The following is a 16954-nucleotide window of genomic DNA, read 5'->3' on the forward strand; positions in this document are numbered from 1 at the left end:
CCGGCGGCTCGGGAAGGACCGCTTCCGACCACCCGACGCCGTCGCCCCGCGGCGAGAGCCGAGGAGGCGCGGGCCGGCCCCGCAGGACCGCGTCAGTGGAACTGCGGCACGATCAGCCACAGGCCCGCGAGCACGGCGGCGATCCCGACCGCGAAGCAGGCCGCACCCCCGACGGTGGCGGGGAGCGAGCGAGGGGCGGCGGGCGCTGCCGGGAGGCGACCAGCGCCTCCAGCGTGACCGGCGCCTCCTGCGTGACCGGCGCCTCCTGCGAGCGCAGCAGCTCCTGCGCCGCCGGCACCGCTTCCGGCACCGGCCTCGACCGGCACCGGGCCGCCGGGGACGGCATCGGTCGCCCCCGCGGCGAACAGCCGGATGCCGAGCGCGAAGAACGTGACGATGACGGCGGTCGCGGCGAGCGCCACGACGAAGACGACCACGAAGGCGCCCCAGTCCACTCCGAGGAACACGGTCACTCTCCCTGTCCGCGCGAGGCGCCGGCCGGCTGGGTCGCGGCGGGCGCCTCCTCGCTGTCGTTGACGGTCTCGTGCGTCACCGGGTGGCGACGGGCGAGGAACACGAAGGCCGAGCCCCCGGCGAGCGCGAGGACCGCGACGAGGACGAGCCCGACGGTGCTGGTGCTGGCGAGCCAGGCGCTGACGCCGCCGACGAGCGCCGCCGCGGGGAGCGTGATCACCCAGGCCGAGGCGATCTTGCCGACGACCCCCCAGTGCACGGTCGCGAGCTTCTTGCCCAGGCCCGCCCCGACGATCGAGCCGGAGGTGACCTGGGTCGTCGACAGCGCGAAGCCGAGGTGCGACGAGATGAGGATCGTCGCGGCCGAGCTCGTCTCCGCCGCGAAGCCCTGCGGCGCCTGGACGTCGGTGATGCGCTTGCCGACGGTGCGCATGATCCGCCAGCCGCCGAGGTAGGTGCCGAGCGCGATCGCGAGCCCGCAGGCGAGGACGACCCAGAGCTGCGGCGTCGTGCCCGCGCCCTGGTAGCCGGCCGCGATGAGGGTGAGCGTGATGACGCCCATCGTCTTCTGCGCGTCGTTCGTGCCGTGCGCCAACGAGACCAGGGAGGCGCTGATCGTCTGGCCGTGCCGGAACCCGGCCGTCGAGCCGCGCAGCGTCGCCTGCTTCGTGATGCGGTAGGCCGCGTAGGTCGCGACCAGCGCCACCGTGCCGGCGACCAGGGGCGAGATGAGCGCGGGCAGCACGACCTTCGAGAGGACGACGGCGAAGTCGACCGAGCCGACGCCCGCACCGATCACGGCGGCGCCGATCAGCCCGCCGAACAGGGCGTGCGACGAGCTCGAGGGCAGGCCGAGGTACCAGGTCGCGAGGTTCCAGATCACGGCGCCGACGAGGCCGGCGAAGATCATCGTCGGGGTGACCTGCACTCCCCCGTCGCCCTCGCGGATGATGCCGTTCGAGACGGTGCTCGCGACCTCGGTCGAGAGGAACGCCCCGACGAGGTTGAGCACGGCCGAGATCAGCACCGCCACCTTGGGCTTCAGGGCCCCGGTGGCGACGGAGGTGGCCATCGCGTTGGCCGTGTCGTGGAACCCGTTCGTGAAGTCGAACACGAGCGCCACGACGATCACCAGCGTGACCGTGACGAAGACGTCCATCGATGTCGCCCCTCTGTCGTCTGCTCCGGGGCAGGTGCCCGTCCGGAGGCAGGAGGTGCGGGTCCCGTCGCGATGACGGGCGCTGCTCCTGCACCGGTGACGCTAGGCCCGCGGGCGGGCCGCGTCGGTGAACAACGGGAGAATCATGCACGGCATGCACATGCTGCGACGACGGGTGCGGGTGCCCCTCTGCCCGCCGGAGGCGCGGCGCGGCCTCGAGTGGTCAGGACTGGCCGACCGGGCTGTCAGCGCAGGCAGCGCGCGATCGCTCGCCGCGCCTCCTCGACCTCGCGGGCGAGCCGGTCGGGCCGGCGCTCGAGGGCCCAGCGGACCAGGTCGAGGTGGTGCAGCAGGGCGAGTCGTCGCAGGGTCGGCAGGGCGTCGTCGAGGTCGACCCCGACGCCGTCCGCGAAGCGCCGCAGCTCGTCGACCGTGACGAGGCCGTCGAGGGCGCTCCAGCGGTGCACGCGGTCGAGCTCGAGCCACGGCACGGGGCCCGTCCGGGCCGTCCCCCAGTCGATGAGTACGGGGTCGTCGGCCCCCCGGGGCACGAGGTTGCGCGGCGCGAGGTCGCCGTGCACGAGTCCGTGCCGCCACCCCGCGCTCTCGACCGCGAGCTGCTCGAGGGCCGCTCGCAGCGGGCCGCGCTGCTGCTCGTCGTAGACGCCGAGGTCGAGGAGGCGGTCGCCGGGCACCAGGGAGTCGAGGCCGTACCGCAGGTGGCGGCGCCAGGCCTCCGGCAGGTCGCGGCCGAGACGGGTGAGGAGCGCGTCGGGCACGCGAGCGTCGTCGTCCCCGGGCGCGCCCGCCGTCGCGGGGTCGAGCGGCACCTCGGCGAGCGCCGCGGCGAGGCGGCCGAGGTCGTGCCACGGGTCGCGGTCGGAGGCGATCGAGGTGACGTGCTCGACGATCATGAGGGGCGCCTCCCCGAACTCGGGTTCGGAGGCGAGCACCCGAGGGGTCGGCACTCCGTGGCGCGCAGCGTGCTCGGCGGCCCATCGCTCGGCCGGGTAGGTGTCGGGCGCCGACCCGGCGGGGCCGTGCGGCGTGCGCACGACGACGTCCACGCCGTCTCCCCAGATCCGGACGACGTGGGCGTCGACGCCGGGCAGGAGGGCGCCCTGGCGGGTGCCGCGAGCGCGAGAGACGAGCTTCTCGACCGCCAGGGCGGCCAAGGAGACCAGCGCTCCCTCGTCCGGATCGGGCTCGGGAGAGGAGTCCGACTCCATGACGGCAGCAGCCTCGTGGCCGTCGTCGTGTGGGTGCAGGTGCAGGTGCGGGTGCGGGTCCTTGTCCACGGGGCCGGCCGTGCCCCGGCTCAGGCCGAGTTCCCGCCGGCGGCCGACCACGACGAACCGCCGGCCTCGCCCCTCGGGCCGGCCTGTTGCCGCTCAGCATCGGCCTGGGCCCGCACGCCTGCCCCTGGGTCGGACTCGTCGAGCCTGGCGGCCAGCGCGCGGTCCCGCCGGTCGCGGAGCACGATCGCGACGGTGGCGGCGACGATCGCGAGCACGATCAGGGCGATGACGACTGTGGCGGTGTTCATGCGGTGTCCCCTCGACGGCGTCCGCCCACGCTACCGACGACCTCGGCCGTCGTCGAGGGCGGGTCCTGGATGCCGGGACCACCGCCACCTCGGCCGCCGCCCTGACGACGAGGGACCTGGTGAACCGGCGGGAAGCGCTCGTCGCGTCTGCGTGCCGAGCAGTTCGCGTCGGTTCGGCGGGTCGCCCGCACCGGCGGCGCCACTGTCGACGCTCATGGCTGGCTCATCGGAGCCGCAGGGGGCGCTCATCGATGACGACGCCCACGACGGGCGCGGCGCCGTCGGGCGGCGGGGGCGGGAGCGCAGGAGGCGGCGGCACGCCTCCCGGGTCCCGCTAGCCGGGGGCGCGTCCGCACCCTCGGGACCCGCGCACACCCTCGTGCGCGCCGGGGGGTGCGCGCGGGTCTAGGGGGTGCGGACGAGGTCCGGGTGGGCGGCAGCGGGCGCGGGGGCCGGGGGCGCGGCGGGCCCAGCGGGCGCGGCAGGCGTCGCAGGCGCAGCGGCAGCCGCCTGCGGCCCCGTGCGGAACGGCGTGCCGTTGAGGCGGCGGTCGCCAAGCGCCCGCTCGCGGTGGATCGCGGGGTTGTGCGACGCGATGGTGCGGGCGTTCCGCCAGTGCCGGTCGAGGGCCCGGTCGGCGTCCACCGCGGAGGCGCCGCCCACCTCGAACAGGGCGGTCGCGGCCTCGAGGACGAGCGGCAGCACGACCTGCTGGGCCTCGAAGACCGTGGCCAGCGCCTCCTGGTAGTCGTCGCCCGAGGCGCGCGCGTCGGCCGCCTCCAGCGCCCGGACCGCGGACAGCGTCACCGCCTCGACCGCCGACGCGATGCTCGACAGCCGCCCGACGACGCCCTGCACGAGCGGGTCCTCGCGCGGCAGCGACACCCCCGCGACGCCGAACGTGCGGGTGCGGGGCCGGACGAACTCGACGGCGTCGCGCAGCACCGCCCGGGCGATCCCCGTCTCGGCCGCGAGCAGCACGAGCTGGTAGAGCGACTGCGTGTAGGCGAGCGGGCGACGCTCGGCGTTGTCGCTCCAGGGCAGCACCTGGGCCGGGTCGACCGTGACGTCGTCGAAGATCGTCGTGCCGCTGCCGGTGAGGCGCTGGCCGAAGCCGCCCCAGTCGTCGAGGCGCGTGACGCCCGGCGCGTCGGCGCGCACGGCCAGCGCCACGGGCTCGTCGCCGCGGAGCGCCCCGACCCAGATCCAGTCGGCGTAGAGGGTGCCCGTGCTGTAGAACTTGCGCCCGTCGAGCCGGAGGCGGCCGTCGACCTCGGTCAGCCGGGTCGTCACGGCGGTCGCGTCGCCGCGCTCGGCCTGCGCGTTCCCGACGAGCACGTCGCCGGCCGCCAGCCGCCCGAGCCACTCGGTGCGGAGCGGCCCGTCCGGCTGCGCCCGCTGCGTCTCGACGAACGCGACGTGCCCGCGCAGCAGCTGCGGCAGGTTCGAGTCGGCCTCGCCGAGGCGCACGAGGAGGCGGAACTCCTGCTCCAGGGACGCCCCCCAGCCGCCGTGCTCGACCGGCACCCGCAGCGCGCCGAAGCCGGCCCGGCGCAGCAGGTCGACCTCGTCGACGGGGAGGCGGCGGTCGCGCTCCCGGGCGACCGCGCCCGCCGCGATCTCGTCGACCAGGGGGCCGAAGACCGCCTCGATGCGGTCGTCGAGGTGGGGCGTGCCGGAGGCCGCCGTGGGGTCGCTCGTGCTGTCGGTCATGCGCTCCTTTGTGTCATGCCCGCGCCTCCTGCGACAGGGCCGACGACACATGACGACACGTCACGACACATGTCGCAAGAGTCCTCGCGGCGGGCTCCGCCGCCGTGACAGGGTCGGCAGCCATCACCCCGGCGGAGCTCCACGACACCGCTGGGAGCACGCCCGCCCCACCACCCACAGCACACAGCCCACCACCCCGAGGAGTCCCCGTGTCCGATCACGACGCACCGCAGCCCACGCCCGCCGCCGACCCGCCCGCCGGTGCTCCCGCCGGGCTCCGCGCCTCCCTCGACGACTCGCGCCGCAAGCGTCGCCGCGGCTTGCTCACCGGGCTCGGCGTCGTCGTCGCCGCGGCCCTCGTCGGCGGCGGCTTCTGGGCCGGATCGGCCACCGCGGGAGCCGGCGACGGCGCCCAGGCGGCGACCGGCGGAGGCGCAGGAGGCGGCGGCGACCGGATCAGCGTGAAGATCGCCGGAAGCGGCGAGAGCGACCTGCAGGACGCGGTCAAGCTGGTCGCGGCCGAGGACGGCCTCGACGTCACCTGGGTCAACTTCGACGACTGGACCCTGCCGAACTCGGCCCTCGTGGCCGGCGAGGTCGACGCGAACGCGTTCCAGCACACGGCGTTCCTCAGCGCGTACAACGTCGCGAACGACACCGACCTGACGCCGGTCTTCTCGACCACCATCACGCAGTGGGGCGTCTTCTCCGCGACGGTCGACGACCTCGACGACCTCGGCCAGGGCGCACGCATCGCGATCCCCGACGACGCGTCGAACGGCGCCCGGGCGCTGTTCATCCTGCAGGCTGCCGGGCTGATCGAGCTCGGCCCGGACGTCGGCGTCTACCCGACCGTCGACGACGTCGTGTCGAACGACCTCGGCCTCGAGTTCGTCCCGATCGGCGCGACGACGATCCCCACCCAGTTCGACGACCCGAGCCTCGACGCGGTCGTGGTCGGCACCTCCTACTTCGACCCGTCGCAGCAGATCGACGCCGAGGACGCGCTCTACCTCGACGACTCGCTCAGCGAGGAGTCGCGGCCCTACGTCAACGCGGTCGTCACGCGGGCCGACAACGCCGACGACGAGGCGTGGACGAAGCTCGCCGACGCCTACGCCGACCCGCGCGTCGCCGCCGCCCTGGAGGAGGAGTCGTTCGGGAACACGGTGCTCGTCGACGTCTCGGCGGCCGACCTGCGCAGCACCCTCGCCGACCTCGAGACCGCCGCCCGCGAGCTGACCTCGTGACCGCCGACCCGGTCGTCTCGTTCGAGCACGTCTCGAAGTCGTACACGGTGCAGGGGCGCCGGTTCGACGCCCTCCGCGACGTCAGCCTGGAGGTGGCGCGCGGCGAGGTCTTCGGCATCGTCGGCTACTCCGGAGCCGGCAAGTCGACGCTGCTGCGCACCGTGAACGCCCTCGAGCGGCCGACGAGCGGCCGGGTCGTCGTCGACGGCCGCGAGGTCTCGGCGCTCCGCGGGAAGGAGCTCTACGCGGCCCGCCGCCGGATCGGCATGATCTTCCAGCAGTTCAACGTGCTCTCGTCACGCACCGTCTACGGCAACGTCGCCTACCCCCTGCGCCTCTCGGGGCTGTCGCGCGACGAGACGCTCGACCGGGTCGAGGAGCTGCTCGACTTCGTCGGGCTCAGCGAGAAGGCGCTCGAGTACCCGGCGAAGCTGTCGGGCGGCCAGAAGCAGCGCGTCGGCATCGCCCGCGCGCTGGCGAACCGCCCCGACGTGCTCATCTCGGACGAGGCGACGAGCGCCCTCGACCCGCAGACCACCGGCGAGGTGCTCGACCTGCTGCGCAGCGTCAACGACGAGTACGGCCTGTCGATCTTGCTGGTCACCCACGAGATGGACGTCATCCGCGAGCTCGCCGACAGCGTCGCCGTGATGCAGGGCGGCGAGGTCGTCGAGACCGGCTCGGTCTACGACCTGTTCGCCGACCCGCAGCACCCCACGTCGCGGCGGTTCGTGTCGTCCGTGCTGCACCACGAGGCGACGCCCGGCGTCCTCGAGCGCATCCGCAGGGTGCACACGGGACGCATCGTGCGCCTCCACGTCGAGGACCGCGAGTCGAACGACCCGTTCCTCTCCCGCGTCGCGCGCACCCACGGCGTCGACTTCAACGTCGTCTACGGCGGTGTCAGCGAGCTGCAGTCCCGGCTGTTCGGCGACCTCACGGTCGAGCTGCTCGGCGACGACGCGGCGATCGACGCGGCCGTGGTCGACCTGCGCCGCACCACGAGCGTGACGGAGGTGGTCGCCGGTGCGTGACATCGAGCCGGCCGTGCTCTGGCCCAAGATCTGGACCGCCCTGCTCCAGACCCTGCAGATGGTGACGGTGTCGTTCGTCCTGGCGACCGTGCTCGGCGTCGTGCTGGGGCTGGTGCTCTACTCGACCCGACGCGGCAACCTGCTGCAGAACGCGGCGGTCTTCACGACCCTGAACGCGGTCATCAACGTGATCCGGCCGATCCCGTTCATCATCCTGATCGTCGCGATCTCGCCGCTGACCCGCGTCGTGATCGGCACGAGCATCGGCACGGGCGCCGCCATCTTCGCGCTGACCATCGTCGCGACGTTCTCGATCGCGCGCATCGCCGAGACGAACCTCGTCGCGGTCGACCGCGGATCGGTGGAGGCGGGCGCCGCCATGGGAGCGTCGCCCCTGCGGGTGCTCGTCACGATCGTCGTGCCGGAGGCGCTCGGCCCGCTCGTGCTCGGCCTGACCTACATCTTCGTCGCCCTGGTCGACGCGACCGCGGTCGCCGGCCTCGTCGGGGGCGGCGGGCTCGGCAACCTCGCCATCACGTACGGCTACCAGCGCTTCGACACGTTCGTCATGGTGACCGTGATCGTGCTGATCATCGTGCTGGTGCAGGTGGCGCAGCTGCTCGGCAACGTGGTCGCCCGCAAGGTGCTGCACGAGACCGCGACGGCCTAGCCCTGCAGGAGGTGCCGCCTCCTAGCCGGGGAGACGGCCGGCGAGCAGCGCGTACAGCAGCGGCACCGCGGAGGCGGCCATCAGCACCGTGCCGAGCACGTCGCCGTCGGCGCGCAGCACCGCACCGGCGATCAGCAGACCGCCGAACAGGACGGCGGCGAGCACGCGGCGGGCCGTCCGCTCGATCCGGCCGAGCTGCCGCTCGATGCGGGGACTGCCGACCTCGAGCGTGCCGTCCTCGAGGCGCCCGACGAGGTGGTCGAGCCGGCCGGGCAGCCGGGCGGCGACGCCGACCGCGTCGGCCGCTCGCCGGGCGACGTCCTGCACGGCGTTGCCGCGCTCGTCGCGCACCAGGCGGGCCGCGTAGGGCTCGACCGAGTCCCAGAGGTTGAAGACCGGGTCGAGGGCGCTGGCCACGCCGGAGGTGAGGGTCACGGCCCGCAGGACGAGCAGGAAGTCCTCGGGCAGCTGGAACGGCAGCGACCGGATCAGGTCGCCGAACTGCCCGGCGAACTCGCGGTACTCGCGAGGGTCGACCTCGCGCAGCTCGGCGAAGCCCATGCCGCCGAAGCGGGCGAAGGTCGCGGTGACGGCGCGCTCGAGGCCGACCGTGTCGGCGGTGGGCAGCAGCACGCCGAGGTCGCGCATCGCGTTCACCATGCCGCTGCCGTCGCGCGACGCGGCCGCGATGAGCAGCTGACGGAGGCCGTTCCGGGTGCCGGTGGGCACCTCCCCCATCATCCCGAAGTCGATGAAGGTGAGCCGCCACGGGCGCTCGCCCTCGGCGGCCTCGACGGGCGTGACGAAGATGTTGCCGGGGTGCGGGTCGGCGTGGAAGAAGCCGTTGCCGAAGAGCTGGTCGAACATGACCGCGGCGAAGACCGGGGCGACCTCGGCAGGATCGATGCCCGCGGCGCGGAGGCCCTCGGCGTCGGTGATCTTGATCGCGGAGACGTCCTCGAGCACGAGGACGCGGCGGGTGGACCGCTCCCAGACGACGTCGGGCACGCCGACCCGGTCGTCGTCGGCGAAGTCGGCGGCGAAGCGGGCCGAGTTGGCGGCCTCGTGCAGGTAGTCGATCTCCTCGAGGCTGGTGCGGGCGAACTCCTCGACGAGGGCAGGGGCGTCGACGCGGTCGTAGACGAGGCGGACGTGGCTCAGCCAGCCGCCGACCTTGCGGAGCGCGGCCAGGTCGACGTCGACGATGCGGTCGATGCCGGGGCGCTGCACCTTGAGCACGACGTCGCGGAGACCGGTGTCGGCCGAGTCGACCGGGCCGAGGACGGCGCGGTGCGCCTGGCCGAGGGAGGCTGCCGCGATCGGCTCCGGGGACACGGAGGCGAAGACCCGGTCGAGCGACATGCCCAGCTCGGCCTCGGCGAGCGCCCGGATCTCGGGGAAGGGCACGGGCGTGACCTCGTCCTGCAGCCCCTCGAGTTCTTTGGTGATCTCGGGCGGGAGCACGTCGAGGCGCGAGGACAGGTACTGGCCGACCTTGATCATCAGGCCGCCGAGGTCGAGCGCGAGCCCGTGGAAGCCGCGGGCGAAGCGCTGCATCCGCCGGGCGCGGGTGCGCTCGGCGACCCAGCGGAGCCCGAACCGGGGCAGCACGAGCTCGAACCACCACGTCACCGCGAGGTGGCGGGACGCGAAGCGCAGGATCCGGCGGTACCGGGCGCGGCCGGCGCGGTCGCGCACCGCGGGGTCGCGGTCACGTGCCACCGAGCTGCGGTCGCGCTCCGCGGAGCCGCGGTCTCGCTCCGTTGAGCCGCGGTCTCCTGCCGCGGAGCTGGCCTCGTCGGGACGGGGCGACGCCACCCGCGTCAGTCTCGAGCGAGGATCGAGTAGATGCGCCGGCGTGCCTCGTCGAGGACCGCCACCGCCTCGTCGACCTGGGCGGAGGTGCCGGTGCGGCCGATCTGGGCGGTCGCGCGGGCGAGCTCGACGCCGGCCTTGGGCAGGGCGGTGCGACGGTCGCCGGAGGAGCGCGGGGCGGCCCACGGGTCGGAGGGGTCGACGCCGGCGGCGGCGCGGCCCGAGTCGGTGAGCGACCAGACCTTGCGGCCGTCGGTCTCCTCGGCGACGATCAGGCCCTCGTCGGCGAGCAGCTGCAGCGTCGGGTAGACGGAGCCGGCGCTGGGCTTCCAGTCGCCGCCGCTGCGCTCGTCGATCTCGTGGATGATCTGGTAGCCGTGCATGGGCCGCTCGCCGAGCAGGGCGAGGATCGCGGCGCGGACCTCGCCGCGCGGGGCGCGGGCGCCGTCACGACGGTCGAAGGTGGAGCGGAGCTGGTCCATGGCCTGCCACATCCCGTCGAGGTCCATGCCGAAGGTGCCGGGTGTGCGCGAGGTGCCCATGATGATCTCCTGTCGAGGGTCGAGCGATGCCCGAACGATATACCTCGGGCCTCGGCGGGAGCGGGGCTGGCGCCCAGGGTCGGCGAGCGTGCGCCTTCGTGCCGCGTCCGTGCCGCGTCCGCGCCGCGTCCGCGCGCCGAGTGGTCGGTTCTGGCCGGTGCCGACGCCCTGAGGGACAGGACCTGACCACTCGACGCGGTCGCCCGGGGACTCGAGGCGGCAGTCAGCGACGCGGACGGGTCGGCCGGGACCACCGGCCGCGACGCAGGGCCCGACGGAGCCGCTCGACGGCGTGTTCCGTGTCGGCGTTGCCGACGTCCTGGAACGAGCCCATGCCGCCTCGCCACAGGGCGAGCGCGTCCCGGGACGCGACGCGCACCTCCTGCGCGGTCACGAGGCCGGCGAAGCGGTCGCTGAGCTGGCGGGCGACCGAGAGGCGCGCGTCGTCACCGTCGGCGACCGCCGCTCTCCGCAGCTCGTCGACCGCGCCGAGGATCTCCGCACGGACGACGTCGACGTTCCTGCTCTGGCCCCCCATGCACGCGATCCTACGAGGAGGTCGTCCCCGGCATGATCGACCTGTGGACGACACCCGTGCGATCAGCCCCTCCCTCCGCCCGGCCACGAGCGCCGACGCCGAGGCGTGCGTCGCGCTCTGGGTCGCGGCGTGCGCGGCCCGGGACGGCCAGGCGTTCCCGGGCGTCGCCGAGCGGGCACGCCCGAAGTTCGGCCGCAGCACCAGCTGGTTCGTCGCGGAGCAGGACGACGGCACGCTCGGCGGGTTCGTCCTGGCGACCGCGCCGGGGAGCGGCCTGCCGTCCGACCCGGTGGACGCCGCCGTCCTGGGCCTGCTCGCCGTCGCACCGGCCGCGCAGGGGCAGGGTCTCGCTCGAGCGCTGATCCGTCACGTGACGGATCAGCTCGCCGAGCTCGGGCACACGCGGGTCGTGCTCCACGCGCTGCTCGACAACGCGGCGGCGCTCCGCCTCTACGAGAGCGAGGGCTGGGAGGCGGTCGGCGAGCCGTTCGAGCACTCGCTGCTCGGTCGTCCGATGCGGACCTACGGCCGGGACCTGCGCGCCGTCGAATGACCCCGGCCGTCCCGCGTGCAGGAAGTCGCGGGGCGCGGGTCCTGAGTCGTGCACGGGTCAGGACGGCGAGTCCCCCCGCTGCGCAGATCAGGACGGATGTTCCTGAATGAGGAGAGCGAGGAGAGCAGGAGGCGGGCGTCGAGCCGGGTGGCCTAGACTGCGGTCCGACAGTTCGTCTGGCCACGCTCTCTGTGGTCGACGCGACCACGCCAGTGGACGCAACGGACGCCTCCGCCGAAACCCACACGGGCGGCGAGGCGGATCGCCACGTGGTCGATCTCGACGGCGCTCGACAGCGAGTCGCCGGCCGAGACCTGAGCCTCCTTCGCCGGTCCCGCCACAGCGGGCCGGGCAGCCCGCCGAGCGGGTCGACGCCGGCAGAACACCGACACCTCCGTGCGGGCACACCTCGCGCGACTCCCCCACAGAAAGCGGCCAGCATGCCGAACGTAGCGACCAAGCACTCCCTCGACCTCAAGAAGCCCCAGCCCCTGAAGCGCGGCGCCCTGCGCGTCACCCCGCTCGGCGGCCTCGGCGACGTCGGGCGCAACATGACCCTCTTCGAGCACAAGGGCAAGCTCGTCGTCGTCGACTGCGGCGTGCTCTTCCCGGAAGAGACGCAGCCCGGCATCGACGTGATCCTGCCCGACTTCACGCCGCTGCGCGACCGCCTGAAGGACGTCGAGGCCATCGTGCTGACGCACGGCCACGAAGACCACATCGGAGGCGTGCCCTACCTCCTCAAGGAGCGCCCCGACATCCCCCTGGTCGGCTCGAAGCTCACGCTCGCCTTCATCACGGCGAAGCTGCAGGAGCACAAGATCACGCCGATCACCCACGAGGTCGCCGCGGGCGACCACCACCAGGCCGGCCCCTTCGACCTCGAGTTCGTGGCCGTGAACCACTCCATCCCCGACGGCCTCGCCGTCGCGCTCCGCACGAGCGCCGGCCTCGTGCTGCACACGGGCGACTTCAAGATGGACCAGTTCCCGATGGACAAGCGGATCACCGACCTCAACCACTTCGCCCGCCTGGGCGACGAGGGCGTCGACCTGTTCATGACCGACTCGACCAACGCCGAGGTCCCCGGCTTCACGACCGCGGAGAAGGACCTGGGCGCCGCGATCGACCGCGTCTTCCGCGAGGCGCCGAAGCGCATCGTCGTGTCGAGCTTCGCCAGCCACGTGCACCGCATCCAGCAGGTGCTCGACACCGCCCACAAGCACGGCCGCAAGGTCGCCTTCGTCGGCCGCTCGATGGTCCGCAACATGGGCATCGCCTCCGACCTCGGCTACCTGAACATCCCCAAGGGCCTGGTCGTCGACCTCAAGCAGCTCAGCAAGATGCAGGACAACAAGATCGTCCTGATCTGCACCGGCTCGCAGGGCGAGCCGATGGCGGCGCTGTCGCGCATGGCCAACCGCGAGCACATCATCAAGGTCGGCGAGGGCGACACGATCCTGCTCGCGAGCTCGCTCATCCCCGGCAACGAGAACGCGATCTACGGCGTGATCAACAGCCTGATCCGCTGGGGCGCGACCGTCGTGCACAAGGGCAACGCCAAGGTGCACGTCTCCGGCCACGCCAGCGCCGGCGAGCTGACCTACTGCTACAACATCGTCAAGCCGAAGAACGTCCTGCCCGTGCACGGCGAGTGGCGCCACCTGACGGCCAACGCCGACCTCGCGATCGCCACCGGCGTCGCCGAGGACCGCGTGCTCGTCGTCGAGGACGGCGTGGTCGTCGACCTCGACCGCGGCCGCGCCAGCATCGCCGGACGCATCCCCGCGCCCTACGTGTTCGTCGACGGAGCCACGATCGGCGTCGCCACCGAGGACGCCCTCAAGGACCGCCTGTCGCTCGCCGAGGAGGGCCACATCACGGTGCTCGGCATCTTCGACCTCGCGACGCAGAAGCTGGTCGAGCCCGTCGAGTTCATCCCGCGCGGCTTCGTCGAGGCCGTCGGCTGGGAGGACCAGGCCGAGGACGTCGCGGCCAAGGCCCTCGAGCAGGCCACCGCCCGCGGCCACGTCGACGGCGAGGCCGCCGAGCGCGCCATCGAGGACGGCCTGAGCCGCTGGTTCTTCCGTCGCCACCGTCGCACGCCCGTCATCACGACGGTCGTCATCGACGCCGACTGACCCGCCCCGGCCCTGACGGGCCGTGAACCGACGAGAGATGCTCCCTGCACCTGTGCAGGGAGCATCTCTCGTCGATCCGTGGACGCGGGAGAGGGAACCGACGGGACGAGGAGGCGATGGTCCCTTGACAGCGGGAGCACCGCCTCCTAGGTTCATTACTGAACCAACTAACCAGTGCACCGACCGGGACGAAGGAGGCGACGTGTTCGACGACGGGACGCCCATCTTCCAGCAGCTCGCCGACCGCATCGCGGGCGACGTGCTCTCGGGCACGTACGCCGAGGGCGACCAGGTCGCCTCGACGAACGAGTTCGCCGCGTTCTACCGGATCAACCCCGCCACCGCCGGCAAGGCGGTCAACCTGCTGGTGGACCGCGGCGTGCTCTACAAGCGCCGCGGCATCGGCATGTTCGTCGCCGAGGGCGCCCGCGAGCGCCTCGCCGAGCAGCGCCGCGCGGCGTTCGCGGCCGAGTACGTCCGACCCCTGGTGCTCGAGGCAGCCGCCCTCGGCATCGACGCCGCCCACCTGCGGCGCATGATCGATCAGGAGACCGCACCATGACCACTGCGATCGAGATCACCGACCTCTCGCGCCGCTACGGATCGACCGACGCCCTCACCGACGTCTCGTTCGACGTCGAGCAGGACACGATCTGCGGCCTGCTGGGCCGCAACGGCGCCGGCAAGACCACGACCCTGTCCGTCGTCGCCGGGCAGGAGCGCCCCTCCGGCGGCCGGGTGCGCGTCTTCGGGCACGACCCCGCAGACGACTCCCGCGTGGCCTCCCGCACCTCGTTCGTCAAAGACGACCAGCGCTGGCCCGACGACTTCCGCCTGCGCGAGGTGCTCGCCGTCGGGCCCGCGTTCCACCGCGGCTGGGACGCCGAGCTGGCCCGCTCCCTCGCCGCCGACCTGCGGGTGCCCGAGAAGACGCCGGTGAAGAAGATGTCGCGCGGGCAGGCCTCGGCCGTCGCGATCGTCATCGGCGTCGCGTCCCGCGCGCCGCTGACGATCTTCGACGAGCCGCACCTCGGCCTCGACGCGACCGCCCGGCAGCTCTTCTACGACCGCCTCCTCGCCGACTACTCCGAGCACCCCCGGACGATCCTGCTGTCGACGCACCTCATCGACGAGATGGAGTCGCTGCTCGAGCACGTCGTCGTGCTCGACCAGGGGCAGGTGCGGCTCGACTGCGACGTCGACGACGCCCGCGCCTCGGCGTACTCGGTCGCCGGCACGACCCGGTCGGTCACCGCGTTCCTCACGGGGCGGACCGTGCTCAGCAGCCACGGCATCGGCGGGCTCACCACGGCCGTGGTCGAGGGGGCCGCCGACGAGCGGGTCCGCGCCGACGCCGCAGCAGCGGGCGTCGAGCTCTCGCCCGTCGGCCTGCAGCAGGTCGTGGCCGCCCTCGGCGCCGCGAGCGCCGCCTCCTCGGCCGTCCACCACGCCGACGACGGCGACGACCTCGACGGCGGTGGCCTCGGCGGACCGACCGCCGACGCCGCCCCCCGCACCGCCCCGGAAGGAGCCCGCTCGTGACCACCGCACCGCTCACCGCCCGCAGCCGACCCGAGGAGGCGCGCGCCGCCTCCCGCATCGCGCCCGTCGTCCGCCTGCACTTCGCCCGCCGCCTGAACCTGCTGCTCGTGCCGCTGTTCGTCATCGGCGTGACCCTCGTGGTGTCGATCGTCATCCAGCTCGCGATCCAGCGGGCGGGCGTCGACGTCGGCACGATCGCGTACGCCGCGGGAGCACGTCAGAACCCGGGCGTCGCCTGGGCGCTGAGCGGCTACCTCGTCGCGATGGGCGTCGCGACGGTCGCGTCGACGTTCCCGCTGGCAGCCGCCCTCGGCACGACCCGGCGCGACTTCGCGCTCGGCACGGCCGCGACGCACGCCCTGACCGCGCTGTTCCTCACCGCGGTGTTCGTCGGGATGCTCGGGCTCGAGCTGCTCACGGGCCACTGGTTCGGCGAGTTCTACGTCTTCGACGTGAACGTGCTGGGGGCAGCCGACCCGCTCGTGCTCACCGTGGTCGCCTTCCTCGGGTCGTGGCTCGCGCTGTCCGTCGGCGGGGTGTTCGGCGCCTCCTGGCTGCGGTTCGGGCCGCGCGGGCCGCTGGCGATCAGCGTGACCGCCGTCGCCGTGATCGCGGTCGTCGTGCTCGCCACGGTTCCCTCGTTCGCCGCGGTCGCCGAGGCGTTCCGCCCCTGGTGGCTGGCCGTCGCGGCCGTCGCGCTGACCGGGCTGTCGATCGCGGGGACGTTCGCGTTCCTGCGCCGCGCCTCCGTCCGATAGCCGTCGCCGCGCCGCGCACCGCGCACACCCGCCGGACCCGCGCACACCCCTCCGCGCGAGCGCGGGTGTGCGCGGGTCTCGAGGGTGCGCGCGGGTTCCGGCGGGCGGCAGCCGCAGCGGCAGCCGCAGCCGCGGCGCGGCGCAGCGCGCACAGGCGCCGGAGGCGCGGGGCGCGTACTGATGGAGGACCCACGTCAGGAGCCCTCCATGCCCACAGTCCTCGTCGCCGGAGCGACCGGAGACCTCGGTCGCCGCGTCGTCCGCGAGCTGCTCGCCCGGGGCGCCGACGTCCGCGTGCTCACCCGCCCCGCGAGCAGCTCGGCCGACCGCCTGTTCGACGGGACGGAGGGCGTGGTCGTGACCTGCGCCTCCTACGGGGACCCGGCGGCGCTGCGCGACGCGGTCCGCGACGTCGACGTCGTCGTGTCGACCGTCAGCGGGGTGCGCGACGTGATCGTCGACGCGCAGACCGCGCTGCTCGAGGCCGCGGTCGCTGAGGGCGTGCCGCGCTTCGTCCCGTCCGACTACTCGGCCGACTACCGGTCCCTGCCGCCGCGGTCGAACCGGAACCTCGAGTTCCGGCGGGAGTTCGCGGGCGTGCTCGACGCCTCCCCGATCCGTGCCTCCTCGGTGCTGAACGGGGCGTTCGCCGACATGCTCACCGGACAGGCGCCCATCGTGCTGGCCGACCGCAAGCTGGTGCTGTTCTGGTCGGACGCCGACCAGGTGCTCGACTTCACCTCGAAGGACGACACCGCCGCCGTCACGGCCGCCGTCGCGCTCGACGCCTCGGCTCCGCGGTACGTCGAGGTGGCCGGCGACCGCGTCACCGCCCGCGAGCTCGCCCGCACGATGTCGTCGCTGACGGGCGAGTCGTTCCGCGTGCAGTGGGCCGGCACGACGGGCCTGCTCTCGGCGATGAGCAAGGGCATGCGCCGGTTCTCGCGCGAGACCGACGAGGCGTTCCCCGCCTGGCAGGGCATGCAGTACCTCGTGAGCATGTACAGCGGCGACGGCCAGCTGCGCCGCGTCGACAACGACCGCTGGGGCGAGGGACGCGACTGGACGTCGACCCGCGACGTCCTCGCCGCGCACGTCGCCTCGCGCGCCTGACCTGCCGGCCCGCCCGGCAGGCCCTGCCCGGCCCCCGCCCTGCCCCGCCCCTGGCCCTTCTCGGCCCGGCCTCGGCTCGAACCGGCACGAACTGCTGCCCGCACGC

At 73.7% G+C, this 16954-nt stretch carries 17 protein-coding genes; 9 read left to right on the top strand and 8 right to left on the bottom strand.

Annotated elements, in window-relative coordinates; translation table 11 throughout:
* Window positions 1-92: 92 nt before the first annotated feature.
* The 5 genes from IFT77_RS12955 to IFT77_RS12975 form a co-directional block, all read right to left on the bottom strand.
* A complete protein-coding gene (locus IFT77_RS12955; RefSeq protein WP_192170211.1) occupies window positions 93-467 on the bottom strand; it encodes a hypothetical protein in 375 nt (124 codons plus the stop codon).
* Between the two features lie 2 nt (window positions 468-469).
* Window positions 470-1633: an inorganic phosphate transporter gene (locus IFT77_RS12960; RefSeq protein WP_192170212.1), complete on the bottom strand. Its 1164-nt coding sequence runs from the start codon at window positions 1631-1633 to the stop codon at window positions 470-472.
* 245 nt (window positions 1634-1878) lie between these two features.
* The gene (locus IFT77_RS12965) at window positions 1879-2931 is read right to left on the bottom strand and encodes a phosphotransferase (RefSeq protein WP_192170213.1); all 1053 of its coding nucleotides are present in this window, start codon (window positions 2929-2931) and stop codon (window positions 1879-1881) included.
* 20 nt (window positions 2932-2951) lie between these two features.
* The gene (locus IFT77_RS12970) at window positions 2952-3179 is read right to left on the bottom strand and encodes a hypothetical protein (RefSeq protein ID WP_123548481.1); all 228 of its coding nucleotides are present in this window, start codon (window positions 3177-3179) and stop codon (window positions 2952-2954) included.
* 405 nt (window positions 3180-3584) lie between these two features.
* Window positions 3585-4892, bottom strand: a complete 1308-nt coding sequence (locus tag IFT77_RS12975) for an acyl-CoA dehydrogenase (RefSeq protein WP_192170214.1) — start codon at window positions 4890-4892, stop codon at window positions 3585-3587.
* 209 nt (window positions 4893-5101) lie between these two features.
* Here IFT77_RS12975 and IFT77_RS12980 point away from each other — a divergent pair, with 209 nt between their 5' ends.
* Genes IFT77_RS12980 through IFT77_RS12990 form a run of 3 tightly spaced genes read left to right on the top strand, consistent with a single transcriptional unit; the run spans window position 5102 to window position 7846 of the window.
* Window positions 5102-6142 (top strand): MetQ/NlpA family ABC transporter substrate-binding protein, encoded by a 1041-nt coding sequence (locus IFT77_RS12980; protein ID WP_192170215.1) that lies wholly within the window; start codon window positions 5102-5104, stop codon window positions 6140-6142.
* Window positions 6139-7176: an ATP-binding cassette domain-containing protein gene (locus IFT77_RS17520; RefSeq protein ID WP_192170216.1), complete on the top strand. Its 1038-nt coding sequence runs from the start codon at window positions 6139-6141 to the stop codon at window positions 7174-7176. Before IFT77_RS12980 ends, IFT77_RS17520 begins: the two co-directional genes overlap by 4 nt.
* Window positions 7169-7846: a methionine ABC transporter permease gene (locus IFT77_RS12990; RefSeq protein WP_233569182.1), complete on the top strand. Its 678-nt coding sequence runs from the start codon at window positions 7169-7171 to the stop codon at window positions 7844-7846. The genes IFT77_RS17520 and IFT77_RS12990 overlap by 8 nt, the downstream gene beginning before the upstream one ends.
* 21 nt (window positions 7847-7867) lie before the next feature.
* Here IFT77_RS12990 and IFT77_RS12995 read toward each other — a convergent pair whose 3' ends face one another.
* The 3 genes from IFT77_RS12995 to IFT77_RS13005 form a co-directional block, all read right to left on the bottom strand.
* Complete coding sequence (locus IFT77_RS12995) at window positions 7868-9568, bottom strand: AarF/UbiB family protein (protein ID WP_192170217.1); 1701 nt, start codon at window positions 9566-9568, stop codon at window positions 7868-7870.
* A 101-nt stretch (window positions 9569-9669) separates the two neighbouring features.
* The gene (locus IFT77_RS13000; protein WP_228506932.1) at window positions 9670-10203 is read right to left on the bottom strand and encodes a PadR family transcriptional regulator; all 534 of its coding nucleotides are present in this window, start codon (window positions 10201-10203) and stop codon (window positions 9670-9672) included.
* A 223-nt stretch (window positions 10204-10426) separates the two neighbouring features.
* Window positions 10427-10741 (bottom strand): hypothetical protein, encoded by a 315-nt coding sequence (locus tag IFT77_RS13005; protein WP_192042978.1) that lies wholly within the window; start codon window positions 10739-10741, stop codon window positions 10427-10429.
* 43 nt (window positions 10742-10784) lie between these two features.
* Here IFT77_RS13005 and IFT77_RS13010 point away from each other — a divergent pair, with 43 nt between their 5' ends.
* The 6 genes from IFT77_RS13010 (at window position 10785) to IFT77_RS13035 (ending at window position 16848) form a co-directional block, all read left to right on the top strand.
* A complete protein-coding gene (locus IFT77_RS13010; RefSeq protein ID WP_192170218.1) occupies window positions 10785-11294 on the top strand; it encodes a GNAT family N-acetyltransferase in 510 nt (169 codons plus the stop codon).
* Between the two features lie 440 nt (window positions 11295-11734).
* Entirely contained in the window at window positions 11735-13435 is a 1701-nt protein-coding gene (locus IFT77_RS13015; RefSeq protein ID WP_123548473.1) for a ribonuclease J, read from the top strand.
* A gap of 202 nt (window positions 13436-13637) precedes the next feature.
* Entirely contained in the window at window positions 13638-13997 is a 360-nt protein-coding gene (locus IFT77_RS13020; RefSeq protein ID WP_192042976.1) for a GntR family transcriptional regulator, read from the top strand.
* On the top strand, window positions 13994-14977 hold the full coding sequence (locus IFT77_RS13025; RefSeq protein ID WP_192170219.1) for an ABC transporter ATP-binding protein: 984 nt from the start codon (window positions 13994-13996) through the stop codon (window positions 14975-14977). Before IFT77_RS13020 ends, IFT77_RS13025 begins: the two co-directional genes overlap by 4 nt.
* Window positions 14974-15735, top strand: coding sequence for a hypothetical protein (locus IFT77_RS13030; RefSeq protein WP_192170220.1), 762 nt, complete (start codon window positions 14974-14976; stop codon window positions 15733-15735). The genes IFT77_RS13025 and IFT77_RS13030 overlap by 4 nt, the downstream gene beginning before the upstream one ends.
* Window positions 15736-15942: 207 nt before the next feature.
* Window positions 15943-16848 (top strand): NmrA family NAD(P)-binding protein, encoded by a 906-nt coding sequence (locus tag IFT77_RS13035; RefSeq protein ID WP_192170221.1) that lies wholly within the window; start codon window positions 15943-15945, stop codon window positions 16846-16848.
* The last annotated feature ends 106 nt before the right edge of the window (window positions 16849-16954 follow it).

Source organism: Frigoribacterium sp. CFBP 13729, assembly GCF_014841875.1.
GTDB lineage: Bacteria > Actinomycetota > Actinomycetes > Actinomycetales > Microbacteriaceae > Frigoribacterium.

What these genes read in the sequence shown, in the direction of transcription:
- IFT77_RS12960 (WP_192170212.1), bottom strand. Translation starts at nt 1,633, where the DNA reads ATGGACGTCTTCGTCACGGTCACGCTGGTGATCGTCGTGGCGCTCGTG.
- IFT77_RS12970 (WP_123548481.1), bottom strand. Translation starts at nt 3,179, where the DNA reads ATGAACACCGCCACAGTCGTCATCGCCCTGATCGTGCTCGCGATCGTC.
- IFT77_RS12975 (WP_192170214.1), bottom strand. Translation starts at nt 4,892, where the DNA reads ATGACCGACAGCACGAGCGACCCCACGGCGGCCTCCGGCACGCCCCAC.
- IFT77_RS13000 (WP_228506932.1), bottom strand. Translation starts at nt 10,203, where the DNA reads ATGGGCACCTCGCGCACACCCGGCACCTTCGGCATGGACCTCGACGGG.
- IFT77_RS13005 (WP_192042978.1), bottom strand. Translation starts at nt 10,741, where the DNA reads ATGGGGGGCCAGAGCAGGAACGTCGACGTCGTCCGTGCGGAGATCCTC.
- IFT77_RS13015 (WP_123548473.1), top strand. Translation starts at nt 11,735, where the DNA reads ATGCCGAACGTAGCGACCAAGCACTCCCTCGACCTCAAGAAGCCCCAG.
- IFT77_RS13025 (WP_192170219.1), top strand. Translation starts at nt 13,994, where the DNA reads ATGACCACTGCGATCGAGATCACCGACCTCTCGCGCCGCTACGGATCG.
- IFT77_RS13035 (WP_192170221.1), top strand. Translation starts at nt 15,943, where the DNA reads ATGCCCACAGTCCTCGTCGCCGGAGCGACCGGAGACCTCGGTCGCCGC.